12 protein-coding genes are annotated in these 11,242 nt (G+C 77.3%); 7 read left to right on the forward strand and 5 right to left on the reverse strand.

Features of this window, described 5'->3' with window-relative positions:
• Nucleotides 1-30 precede the first annotated feature (30 nt).
• From nhaA to FHN55_RS08345, 4 genes are all read right to left on the reverse strand, one after another.
• Nucleotides 31-1,374: a Na+/H+ antiporter NhaA gene (gene nhaA, locus FHN55_RS08330; RefSeq protein ID WP_139711851.1), complete on the reverse strand. Its 1,344-nt coding sequence runs from the start codon at nt 1,372-1,374 to the stop codon at nt 31-33.
• A gap of 150 nt (nt 1,375-1,524) precedes the next feature.
• Nucleotides 1,525-3,513, reverse strand: a complete 1,989-nt coding sequence (gene acs / locus FHN55_RS08335; protein ID WP_139711852.1) for an acetate--CoA ligase — start codon at nt 3,511-3,513, stop codon at nt 1,525-1,527.
• Between the two features lie 182 nt (nt 3,514-3,695).
• Nucleotides 3,696-5,270: a cation acetate symporter gene (locus tag FHN55_RS08340; RefSeq protein WP_218974470.1), complete on the reverse strand. Its 1,575-nt coding sequence runs from the start codon at nt 5,268-5,270 to the stop codon at nt 3,696-3,698.
• Nucleotides 5,271-5,326: 56 nt separating this feature from the next.
• Entirely contained in the window at nt 5,327-5,737 is a 411-nt protein-coding gene (locus FHN55_RS08345) for a DUF485 domain-containing protein (protein ID WP_139711854.1), read from the reverse strand.
• Between the two features lie 258 nt (nt 5,738-5,995).
• On the opposite strand from FHN55_RS08345, the gene ssd reads away from it, so the two are divergent.
• The 7 genes from ssd (at nt 5,996) to FHN55_RS08385 (ending at nt 10,737) form a co-directional block, all read left to right on the forward strand.
• The gene (gene ssd, locus FHN55_RS08350; RefSeq protein ID WP_180357716.1) at nt 5,996-7,069 is read left to right on the forward strand and encodes a septum site-determining protein Ssd; all 1,074 of its coding nucleotides are present in this window, start codon (nt 5,996-5,998) and stop codon (nt 7,067-7,069) included.
• Nucleotides 7,066-8,115: a TadA family conjugal transfer-associated ATPase gene (locus FHN55_RS08355; protein ID WP_306821794.1), complete on the forward strand. Its 1,050-nt coding sequence runs from the start codon at nt 7,066-7,068 to the stop codon at nt 8,113-8,115. The genes ssd and FHN55_RS08355 overlap by 4 nt, the downstream gene beginning before the upstream one ends.
• Nucleotides 8,112-8,885, forward strand: coding sequence for a type II secretion system F family protein (locus tag FHN55_RS08360; RefSeq protein WP_139711857.1), 774 nt, complete (start codon nt 8,112-8,114; stop codon nt 8,883-8,885). The genes FHN55_RS08355 and FHN55_RS08360 overlap by 4 nt, the downstream gene beginning before the upstream one ends.
• Complete coding sequence (locus FHN55_RS08365) at nt 8,882-9,508, forward strand: type II secretion system F family protein (RefSeq protein WP_139711858.1); 627 nt, start codon at nt 8,882-8,884, stop codon at nt 9,506-9,508. Before FHN55_RS08360 ends, FHN55_RS08365 begins: the two co-directional genes overlap by 4 nt.
• A gap of 181 nt (nt 9,509-9,689) precedes the next feature.
• Nucleotides 9,690-9,932: a DUF4244 domain-containing protein gene (locus FHN55_RS23685; protein ID WP_257570807.1), complete on the forward strand. Its 243-nt coding sequence runs from the start codon at nt 9,690-9,692 to the stop codon at nt 9,930-9,932.
• Between the two features lie 47 nt (nt 9,933-9,979).
• On the forward strand, nt 9,980-10,309 hold the full coding sequence (locus tag FHN55_RS08380; protein WP_139711859.1) for a TadE family type IV pilus minor pilin: 330 nt from the start codon (nt 9,980-9,982) through the stop codon (nt 10,307-10,309).
• On the forward strand, nt 10,306-10,737 hold the full coding sequence (locus FHN55_RS08385; protein ID WP_139711860.1) for a hypothetical protein: 432 nt from the start codon (nt 10,306-10,308) through the stop codon (nt 10,735-10,737). The genes FHN55_RS08380 and FHN55_RS08385 overlap by 4 nt, the downstream gene beginning before the upstream one ends.
• A gap of 76 nt (nt 10,738-10,813) precedes the next feature.
• Here FHN55_RS08385 and FHN55_RS08390 read toward each other — a convergent pair whose 3' ends face one another.
• Entirely contained in the window at nt 10,814-11,239 is a 426-nt protein-coding gene (locus FHN55_RS08390) for a hypothetical protein (RefSeq protein ID WP_139711861.1), read from the reverse strand.
• Nucleotides 11,240-11,242 lie beyond the last annotated feature (3 nt).

Below are 11,242 nucleotides of genomic sequence, written 5' to 3' on the forward strand. Positions count from 1 at the left end.
TGGTCCCTGGTCGGCGAGCCTAGGGGGGGCTCAGGGCTCCCGCGCGGTGGAGGGGGCCGGGTCGTGGCCGCCCACCACCCGGTCGGGCGCGTCCCGCTGCTCGTGGTCGGGGATGCCGTCGTGGTCGTGGTCGCCGGCGGCCTCGGCGGCCAGCCGGTAGGCGCGGTTGCGGGTGGCGAGCACTCCCGCGGCCAGCAGCGCGGCCACCACCGAGGCGGTGAGGACGGCGATGCGGACGTGGTCGTCCACCTCCGAGCCCGCGCCGAAGGCCAGCTCACCGATGAGGAGCGACACGGTGAAGCCGATGCCGGCCAGCAGCGACATGCCGAACAGGTCCACCCAGCGCAGGCCCGGGTCGAGCTCGGCCTTGGTGAAGCGGGCCACGAGCCAGGTGGTGCCCAGCACGCCGACCACCTTGCCCACCACGAGGCCGGCCACGATGCCGATCGCCACCGGGTCGGCCGCCGCCGCGCGGGCCGTCTCGCCGTTGACGGCCACACCGGCGGCCATGAGCGCGAAGACGGGCACGCAGAACCCGGCGGACAGCGGGCGGAAGCGGTGCTCGAGGTCCTGCGTGAGCTTGCGGCCCCGCTGACCGGGCCGCAGCACCGGCACGAGGAGGCCGAGGACGACGCCGGCGACGGTCGCGTGGACCCCGGAGGCGTGGACGAGCGCCCAGGCGGCGATCCCCAGCGGCCACAGCAGCCACCAGGTGGTCCGCCGGCGACCCACCACCAGGCGGAACAGGGCGATGGGCACGAGCGCCAGCACGAGGTGGAGCCAGGCGAGGTCGGAGGTGTAGAAGACCGCGATGACCGTGATGGCCAGGAGGTCGTCGACCACGGCCAGGGTCAGCAGGAAGCTGCGCAGCGCCAGCGGGAGGTGGGAGCCCACCACCGCCAGCACGCCGAGCGCGAAGGCGATGTCGGTGGCCGTGGGGACCGCCCATCCGCTCAGCGGTCCGTCCCCGACGACGTTGACGGCCGTGTAGATGAGGGCGGGCACGGCCATGCCGCCGACGGCCGCCAGCATCGGGATCGCGGCGCGCGAGGGCTGGCGCAGGTCGCCCACGACGAACTCGCGCTTGAGCTCCATCCCCACCACGAAGAAGAACACCGCCAGCAGGCCGTCGGCGGCCCACGTGGCCAGGTCGAGGCGCAGGTGCAGCGCCTCCGGGCCGAAGGTCACCCCCCGCAGCGCCTCGTAGGAGTCGCCCCAGGGGGAGCTGGCCCACGCCACGGCCACGAGGGCGGCGCCCAGCAGCAGCAGGCCGCCGACGGTCTCGGTGCGCAGCAGCGCGACCACGTAGTGCGGGTCTGCGGGGGCCGCGAGCACTCGGCGGACACGGGTGGGCTGGGACCGGGCGTCGACCACGGAGTCTCCTCAGGGCAGGCGGAAGCTGCTGCCGACCAGGCTTCCCGGCACACCGCCGTCCATCTTCGCCCACGCGGGGTCTCCCGCGCGCCCCGAGCTGCCGCCGGGTGCGTCCCAGCAGGGGCGCCCGGCGGCAGCTCGGTCAGCCGGTCAGTCCTCCGAGCCCTTCCCTGACTGCATGCCGGCCTGGATGGAGGCCATGACGCTGGAGTCGGCCAGAGTGGTCACGTCGCCGACCTGGCGGTCCTCGGCGACGTCGCGCAGCAGGCGGCGCATGATCTTGCCTGAGCGGGTCTTGGGGAGCTCGGAGACCACGAGCACCTGGCGCGGCTTGGCGATGGGGCTGATCTCGCGGGCCACGTGGTCGCGCAGCTCCTTGCCGACCGCTGCGGGGTCGGTGCTGCCAGCGGACTCGCGCAGGATGACGAACGCCACGATGCCCTGCCCGGTGGTCGGGTCGGACGCGCCGACCACCGCGGCCTCGGCCACGCTCGGGTGGCTCACCAGCGCCGACTCCACCTCGGTGGTGGAGATGCGGTGGCCCGAGACGTTCATGACGTCGTCGACGCGGCCCAGCAGCCACACGTCACCGTCGGCGTCGCGGCGCGCGCCGTCCCCGGCGAAGTACCAGCCCTGCTCGCGGAAGCGGGACCAGTAGGTGTCGCGGTAGCGCTCGTCGTCGCCCCAGATGCCGCGCAGCATCCCCGGCCACGGCTCGGTGAGCACCAGGTAGCCCGCGCCCTCGTGACCCGCGGGGAGCACGCGGCCCTCGTCGTCGACGACCTCCACGCTGATGCCCGGCAGGGGCACCTGGGCCGAGCCCGGCTTGAGGCTCGTGACGCCCGGCAGGGCGCTGATCATGATGCCGCCGGTCTCGGTCTGCCACCACGTGTCGACCACGGGCGTGCGGTCGCCGCCGATGACCCGGCGGTACCAGGTCCACGCCTCGGGGTTGATGGGCTCACCGACGCTGCCGAGCACCTGCAGGGTGGTCAGGTCGTGCCCGGTGACGAGCTCCTCGCCCCACTTCATGAAGGTCCGGATGGTGGTGGGCGCCGTGTAGAGCTTGGTGACCCCGTACTGCTCGACGATCTGCCACCAGCGGTCCTGGGTGGGCGTGTTGGGGGTGCCCTCGTACATGACCGACGTCGCCCCGTTGAGCAGCGGCCCGTAGACGATGTAGGTGTGGCCGGTCACCCAGCCGATGTCCGCGCCGCACCAGTAGACGTCGGTCTCGGGGTGCAGGTCGAAGACGTTCCTGTGGGTGTAGGCGGCCTGGGTGAGGTAGCCGCCGGTGGTGTGCAGGATGCCCTTGGGCTTGCCCGTGGACCCGGAGGTGTAGAGCACGAACAGCGGGTGCTCGGCCTCCACGCTGACGGGCTCGTGCGCCGGGGCGGCGGCGGCCAGCGCTTCGTGCCACCAGTGGTCGCGCCCCTCCACCCAGGCGACCTCGCCCTTCGTCCGCTGGACGACGAGGACGGCCTTCACCGTGCTCTCCGCGCCGTCCTTCGGCTCCAGGGCCGCATCGACGGCGGGCTTCAGCGGGGCCGGCTCGCCGCGGCGGTACCCGCCGTCCGCGGTGATGACGGCGACGGCCTGGGCGTCGTCGGTGCGGTCGCGCAGCGCCTGCGCGCTGAAGCCGGAGAAGACCACGCTGTGCGGAGCGCCGATGCGCGCGCACGCCAGCATCGCCACGACGGCCTCGGGGACCATCGGCAGGTAGATCGCCACCCGGTCACCGGTGCGCACCCCGAGGTCGGTGAGGGCGTTCGCCGCGCGCTGCACCTGCTCGTGCAGGTCGGCGTAGGTGACGGTGAGGGTGTCGCCGGGCTCGCCGACCCAGTGCAGGGCGACCCGGTCGCCGTTCCCGGCCGCCACGTGCCGGTCGACGCAGTTGGCGGCCGCGTTGAGCCTCCCGTCGGCGAACCACCTCGCGAACGGCGCGTCCGACCAGTCGAGCACCTGCGTCGGCGCGGTGTCCCAGGTCAGCAGCTCGCTGGCCTGGCGGCCCCAGAAGGCGAGCCGGTCGGCGGCGGCCTCCTCGTAGAGCGCGGCGGTGGCCACCGCGCCCGCGGCGAGGTCTGCCGGCGGCGGGTAGGTCTGGGGCTGCTGGTGGGAGTCGGTGGCGGTCTGCGTCATCGCGTCCTCCGGGTCGTGCACGCGTCGTGGTGCTTCAGGTCGGCAGGGGGCGGCCAGGGCCGACCCTAGCCAGCGGGTCTGGTGGCGCCGAGGGTGGTGGGGGCCGGTCGGGCGCCGGCCGGTGGGCACCCGCGCGCAGCGGGGACCCGACCGGCCGGCGACCGTCGTCGTCGTGGCCGCGGTCAGTGGTCGACGGCGCCCTCGGCGCCGGCGCCGGTGAGGGCGCGCACCTCCATCTCGGTGGCCTTCGCCTCGTGGTCGGGCTCCGGCTTGGACGTCACCGTGCCCAGCCACCCCAGGAGGAAGGCCAGCGGGATGGAGACGATGCCGGGGTTCTCCAGCGGGAACAGCGAGAAGTCGATCGAGGGGTCCTTGACCAGCGAGAGGTTGTTCTCGGGGTCCGCGGGGTTGGGCTTGCCCGAGACCACGGGGGAGAAGACGATCAGGGTCAGGCAGCTGATGAGCCCGCCGTAGATCGACCACAGCGCCCCGCGGGTGTTGAACCGGCGCCAGAACAGCGAGTACACGAGCGTCGGCAGGTTGGCGCTCGCGGCCACGGCGAACGCCAGCGCCACGAGGAAGGCCACGTTCTGCCCGACCGCGAACATGCCGCCGAGGATGGCCACCGCGCCGATGACGATGACGGTGCGCCGGGCGATCCTCACCTCGGCCCCCGGGTCCGGCCTGCCGTCCTTGACCACGCTGGCGTACACGTCGTGCGCGAAGGATGCCGCGGCCGTGATCGCGAGCCCCGCGACCACGGCGAGGATGGTCGCGAAGGCGACCGCCGCGATGAACCCGAGCAGCAGGGTGCCGCCCAGCTCGTAGGCGAGCAGCGGTGCGGCGGAGTTGACCCCGCCCGGCGCCGACATGATCGCCTCCGGCCCGACGAGGGCCCCGGCGCCGTACCCCAGCACCAGCGTGAACAGGTAGAACAGGCCGATCAGCCAGATCGCCCACACCACGCTGCGGCGGGCCTGCTTGGCGTCCGGCACCGTGTAGAAGCGCATGAGCACGTGGGGCAGGCCCGCGGTGCCGAGCACCAGCGCCAGCGCCAGCGACAGGAAGTTGAGCTTGGTGAGGGCCGAGGCGCCGTACTGGTTCATCGGCTCGATGAGGCCCTCCGGGTCCTCCACGCCCTGCGACGCGGCCGTGTCGATCGCGGCCTGCATCAGCGACGAGACGTTGAAGCCGTAGGTGGCGAGCACCCAGACCGTCATGCAGGCGGCGCCGGCGATGAGCAGCACGGCCTTGACGATCTGCACCCAGGTGGTGCCCTTCATGCCGCCCACCAGCACGTAGACGATCATCAGGACGCCGACGACGGCGACCACCACGTACTGCCCGGCGGGAGCCGTGATGCCCAGCAGCAGCGCCACCAGGCCGCCCGCCCCCGCCATCTGCGCCAGCAGGTAGAAGAAGCAGACCGCCAGGGTGGCCAGCGCCGCGGCCATGCGCACCGGGCGCTGGCGCAGCCGGAAGCTCAGGACGTCGGCCATCGTGAACTTGCCGGTGTTGCGCAGCAGCTCCGCCACGAGCAGCAGCGCCACGAGCCACGCCACCAGGAAGCCGATGGAGTAGAGGAAGCCGTCGTAGCCGTAGATGGCGATGGCGCCGGCGATGCCCAGGAAGCTGGCCGCGGACAGGTAGTCGCCGGCGATGGCGGTGCCGTTCTGCGGGCCGGAGAACGAGCGGCCGGCGGCGTAGTAGTCCGCGGCGGTCTTGTTGTTCCGCGAGGCCCTCAGGACGATGACCATGGTCACCGCCACGAAGGCGCCGAAGATCGCGATGTTGACGAGCGGGTTGCCGAGGTTCACCGGGCACCCCCCGTGATCTGCGCGCGCAGCGCCTCGGCGCGGGCGTCGAAGCGGCGGTCGGCCCAGCGGCGGTAGGCCATGGTGATGGCGAAGGTGGTCACGAACTGCCCCAGGCCGAGCAGCAGCCCGATGGTGATGGTGCTGCCCCCGACCCGCGTGCCCATGAACTCCGGCGCGTACGCGGCGAGGAGCACGTAGAGGGCGTACCAGGCCAGGAACGCCGCCGTGGTGGGGAACACCACCCTCCGGAACGAGCGCCGCAGCGCTTCGAACTCGGCGCTGCGGCGCACGTCCTCGAGGTGGGCGGCCGCCGGTCCGCCCGCTCCGCCTGTCGTGCTCGTCGTGCTCGTCGTGCTCCCTGTGCGGGCGGCGCCGCCGGGGCCGGTGGTCCTGTGCTCGGTGCTCACAGCGCCTCCTGGTGCGGGTCGGGGCACCGTCGCCGCCGACCAGGCGCACCATCCGACCCACTCGGGGGACGTTCGTCAAGCGGAGGTGGAGGGCGGTGGTGGGCGGGTCGAGGAGAGGCCCGCCGCCTCCCTCGGCGGCAGCACCGGCCGCTGCGTCGTGAGCCCACAGGGGCCCCGCGGGAGCTCTGGCGGACCCCGCCGTCCACAGTCGCTCGACGGGAGGGGCGCGACCCGCGCCGCTCCCGCCAGGGTCGCGCTGTGGACGAGGTGCTGCTGGTGACCGGGCGGTCCGTGGTGGTGGAGCAGGCGCGGCGCCTGGCCGCCGCGGGAGGTGCCGCGCTGCGGGTGGTCGGGGACGCCGCGGCGGCCGGGGCCGCCTGGCGCACGGCCCCCGCCGTGCTGCTGGGCGACGACGCCGCCGCCCTCGGCGTGCCGCAGCGGCGGCCCGGGGTGCTGCTCGTGGCACCGGCGTCACCGGGCCAGGACGCCGCGCCCCTGTGGCGCAGCGCCGTGGAGGTCGGTGCCGAGGGCGTCGCGCTGCTCCCGGACGACGCCCCGGCGGTGGCCGCCCTGCTGGCCGGCGCCGCCGAGGGGCCGGGCGCCAGCGGGCTGGTCGTCGGCGTGGTCGGCGGCTGCGGCGGCGCCGGTGCCTCCGTGCTCGCAGCAGCGGTCGCCCGCACCGCCGCAGCCGCCGACCGCGCCCGACCGGTGCTCCTCGTGGACGCCGACCCCCTCGGCGGCGGCCTCGACGCGGTCGTGGGCGCCCACGAGGAGCCGGGCCTGCGCTGGCACGACGTGCTCGACGCCGCAGCGCCGCTGCGCTCCGCCGCCCTCGCGGACGGGCTGCCCCGCGGGCGCGACGGGCTCGCGGTGCTCTCCTGGTCGCCGTGGCCGGAGCACCGGACGGCACCTCCCGCGGCCGTCGAGGCGGTGCTCGAGAGCGCCGCGCGCGCCAGCGGCCTCGTGGTGGTCGACCTGCCCCGCCACAGCGGCGCCTCGCTGCTGTGGCGCCTCGACCTGCTCGTGCTCCTGGTCCCGGCGCACCAGCGCGCGGTCGCCGCGGCCAGCGCGCAGCTGCCGGTCCTGCTGGGCCACGCCGGCGACGTGCGCCTGGTGGTGTCGACGCCGCCCGGCGCCGCGCTCGCCCCCGCTGACGTGTCCGACGCGCTCGCGCTCCCGCTGCTGGCGCGCCTGCCCCCCGACCGCGACGTGCGCTCGGCGCTCGGCCGGGGAGACCCGCTGCCGCGCCCCCGCGGCCCGCTCGCCCGGTGCGCGCGGCAGGTCCTGCACGCCCTCGCCGCCCCCGACGACCGTCCCGGCAGCAGGCCGTGAGCGCCGGGCCCCTGCAGGAGCTCCTCGACCTGCCCGGCACCACCGACGTCCTGGTCAACGGACCCGGTGCGGTGTGGGCCGACCGCGGTGACGGCCTGGTGCGGGTCGACCTCGACCTCGGGCCCGAACCGCAGGTGCGGGCGCTCGCCGTCCGCCTGGCCGCCGGGGCCGGGAGGCGCCTGGACGACGCGAGCCCCTGCGTCGACGCCGTCCTGGCCGACGGCACCCGCCTGCACGCGGTGCTGCCGCCGGTCTCCGGCAGCGGGACCCTCCTGTCGCTGCGGGTGCCCCGCCGAGCGCCGCTGTCCCTGGCCGACCTGGACGCCGCCGGTTCGCTGCCGCCCGGGTGGGCCGACGTGCTGCGCGCCGTGGTGCGGCACCGCTGCTCCACGCTGGTCTCAGGAGGCACCGGGAGCGGGAAGACCACCCTGCTCGGGGCCCTGCTCGGCCTGGTGGATCCCCGCGAGCGGATGGTGCTCGTGGAGGACTCCGGCGAGCTGTCCCCGGCGCACCCGCACGTGGTCCGCCTGCAGGCCCGCCACGGCAACGTCGAGGGCGCCGGCGCCGTCGGGCAGCGGGAGCTGGTCCGCCAGGCCCTGCGGATGCGCCCCGACCGCCTCGTGGTGGGGGAGGTGCGCGGGGCCGAGGTGGCCGACCTGCTCATGGCGCTGAACTCGGGCCACGAGGGCGGCAGCTGCACCGTGCACGCCAACTCGGCGTCGTCCGTGCCGGCGCGGCTGACCGCGCTGGCCGCCCTCGCGGGCATGGGCCCGGAGGTGCTCGCCGCGCAGGCCGCCGCCGGGCTGCAGGTGGTGGTGCACCTGCGCCGCGACGGCGGGCTGCGCCGCGTCGTCGAGGTCGGCGTGGTCTCCCTCGCGGCCGGGGCCGCCGGCCGGGGTGGTCAGGCGGGGCTCGTCGTGCTGCCGGCGCTGCGGGCGGGGGCGGCGCCCGACCACCCCGGCACCCGCGAGGAGGGCTGGGGGCGCCTGGCGGAGCTGCTGCGGGTGGCGGCGGTGCCGGTGCAGGGCTCGCGGCGCCGGTCGTGAGCCCGGCCGCAGCACCCGCGGCCGCCCTGCTCGCCGCGCTCCTCGTCGGGGCTGCCGGCTGGATGCTCGTGCCCGGCCCCGCGGGGGCCACCCGCCCCGACAGCCCGGTCGGCAGCCCGGTCGGCAGCCCGGTCGGCCGCCGCGGCGCGTCGGCGGGCGCACGGCGGGTGCTGGGGCGCCTGCTGCCCGGCCCCGCGGCGGATCCGCCCGCGGTGGGGGTGGCGCGCGCCGCCGCCGAGGTGGCGGCGCTGCTGCGGGCCGGCGCCGTCCCCGGCGCGGCCTGGGCGCCGCAGCGGTCGCGCTCGGACGCGGTCGGGGACGCTTCGGACGGGGTGGCCGCCGCCCTGGACGCCGCCGCGCGTGCCGCTGCTGCGGGGGAGGACCCGGCCGCGGCGCTGCGCCACCACCCCGGGGCGGGCGGGTCCGCCGGCCCGGCCCTGCAGTCCCTGGCGCTGGCCTGGCGGACCAGTGAGACCACCGGCGCGCCGGCGGCGGCCGTGCTCGAGGGCCTGGCCGCGGCCCTGCGGGACGAGGCCGCCGCCACCGACGTCCGCGACGCCGCGCTCGCGGGGCCGCGGGCCACCGCGCGACTCCTGCTGGCCCTGCCGCCCCTGGGCCTGGCGGCCTCCACCGCACTGGGCGCCGACCCGCTCGCCGTGCTCGTGGGCACGCCCGCCGGCCGCTGGTGCGCCGCGCTGGGCGGGGCCTTCGCCGTGGCCGGCTGGGCGTGGACGTCAGCGCTGGTGCGCTCGGCGGCGCGGGTCCGGTGACGGGTCTCCTCGCGCCGGACGCGTCCTGCGCGTGGGCCGCCGGCGTCATGGTGGGCCTGGCCGTCCTAGTCCTGCCCGGGCGCCCACGGGCGTGGTCGTCCGGGCGGGCCGGCCCGCGCCGGACCAGCGGCCACGGGGCCGCTGCCGAGGTGGACCCGCCGCTGGTCCTCGACCTCGTCGCCGCCGTCGTCTCGGCGGGGGCGCCACCGGCCGCGGCGGTGAGGTCCGTGGCGGGGGTCCTGCGAGAGGCCGGGGGCCCGGGGGCCGCTGCGGTCGCGGCGGCGCTCGAGGCGGTGGCCGGCGGTGCGCCCGCCCGTGGCGGCCCGTCCGCCCGGGGTCCCGGCGGCCCGCCCGACACGCGGACGGGTGCGGCGCTGGCCGAGGCGGTGACCGCGCTCCAGCGCTGCCTGTGGATCGCCGAGCAGACGGGGGCTCCGGTGGCGGCCCTGCTGGGCTCCGCCGCCGCCGAGCTGCGCCGGCGGCGGCGCCGGGCCGCTGCGCTGGCGGCGGCCAGGCTCGGGGTGCGGGTCGTGGCGCCGCTCGGGCTGTGCACGCTGCCGGCCTTCGGCCTCCTGGCCGTGGTGCCCGTGCTGCTGTCGCTGGGTCGGGGCCTGCTCGGCTGAGCGGACCACGGTCGTCCGGGCGGCGGTGGTGCCCCTGCTGAGCGCGTGCTGCGCCCACAGGCGTCCTGCGCGCCCGGCCCGTCCACAGGCCCGGGCTGACGCCAGCGGACGAGCCCCCACGGCGGCCAGCGTGGGTCCGGGCCGGCGTCCGCCGGTCCGGACCCACCACGAGGAGGACGACGTGACCCACCCCGCCCCCGCCGGCACCGCCGAGACCCCCGGAGCGGCCGACAGCGCCCGCTCCGCCCGCTCCGCCCGCTCCGCCCGCCGCCCCCGCGCCGACGCGGGCATGGCGACCGCGGAGTACGCCATCGCCACGCTCGCCGCCTGCGGCTTCGCCGCGCTGCTGCTGGCGGTCCTGTCCAGCGGCGAGGTGCGGGGCATGCTCCTCGCCCTGGTGCAGCGCGCGCTGAGCCTGGTGTGACCCCCTGCCCCCGCTGCCGGCGCACCCGCGGCCGGCAGGACGGCGCGGTGACGGCGGAGCTCGCTGTCGGCCTCGTCCCCCTGGCGGTGGTGCTGCTCCTGGCCGCCTGGCTGGCGGCGGCCGGTGCGGCGCAGGTGCGGGTGGAGCTGGCGGCGGGGGCGGCGGCGCGAGCCCTGGCGCGCGGGGAGGCGGTCGCTGAGGTCGCCGGCCGCGTCGCGGACGCCACCGCGGGTGGGGTGGTGGGCGTCCGCCGCACCGGTGACGTGGTCCGCGTCGAGGTGCGCGTGCCGCTGGAGGCGCCCGTGGTCGGTCGCGTCGGGTCGCTCACCGGCAGCGCCGTGGCCCCCGTCGAGCTGGTCGAGGCGGACGGCCCGTGAGGCGCGGCGGCGCACCGGTGCGACGCGAGGGCGCTGACCGGGGCTCGGGGTCGGTGCTGGTCCTCGCCGCGGCCGCGGGGGCGCTCGTCCTCGCGGCCGCGGCGGCGGCCGCCGGTCAGGTGGGCGCGGCCGCGGCGCGTGCGGGGTCCGTCGCCGACGCCGCAGCCCTGGCCGCGGCCGCGGCGTCCGCGGTCGGGGAGAGCGGGTGCGGGCGCGCGGGACGGGTGGCCCGCGCCGGGGGCGGTGAGCTGGTGGCCTGCGCTGAGGTCACCGGCCCGTCGGCCGGCGCTGCCTCCGGGGCCCTGCCGGGGGCAGGGGGCCAGGGCGGTGGCCCGCTGGTCGACGTCGAGGTGGCGGTGCGGCCCCCCGGCCTCGCGGGCGCGCTGGGCCCGGTCACCTCTCGGGCCAGGGCCGGGCAGGCGCCCTGACGCCGGGAGCTCCTCCCGCCCGTCCCGCAGGCCGTGCTCGTCTCCGGTGGGTCAGCGACGGGCCGGGCCGGGCGCCTCAGCTGCGCGAGGAGCCGCCGCGCGCCCCGTCCGGGGAGCCCGAGCCCGGAGCCGCGGCCGCCGGGGCGTCCGCTCCGGTCGTCGTCCCCGTCGCCGCGGGGCTGTCGGCGCGGCCGGCGGGGGCGCCCGCCGGGGCGCCGGACGGACCGGCGTGGCGGGCCCGCTCGGCCTCCACGCGGCGCAGCCGCTTCAGCTCGCGGCGGCGCTCCCAGCTCTTCCGGTTGCCGCGCAGGAGCAGCGCGAGGCCGGCCTCGGCCACGAGCAGGCACGCGGCACCGAGGAGGAACACGGCCAGGGCCGTCAGCGTGACGGAGGCGCTGATCTGAGACCACTCCAGCTGGACGGTCGGCGTGATGCCCGTGACCACCACGAAGAGCACCACCAGGGCCACGGCCAGGAGCAGCAGCACGGCGAGGACGATCACGGG

The organism is Streptomyces sp. NP160 (genome assembly GCF_006335115.1).
Lineage (GTDB): Bacteria > Actinomycetota > Actinomycetes > Actinomycetales > Quadrisphaeraceae > Quadrisphaera.

Excerpts from the sequence above, each read along its gene's own strand:
- acs (WP_139711852.1), bottom strand. The coding sequence starts at position 3,513 with ATGACGCAGACCGCCACCGACTCCCACCAGCAGCCCCAGACCTACCCG.
- FHN55_RS08340 (WP_218974470.1), bottom strand. The coding sequence starts at position 5,270 with ATGGTCATCGTCCTGAGGGCCTCGCGGAACAACAAGACCGCCGCGGAC.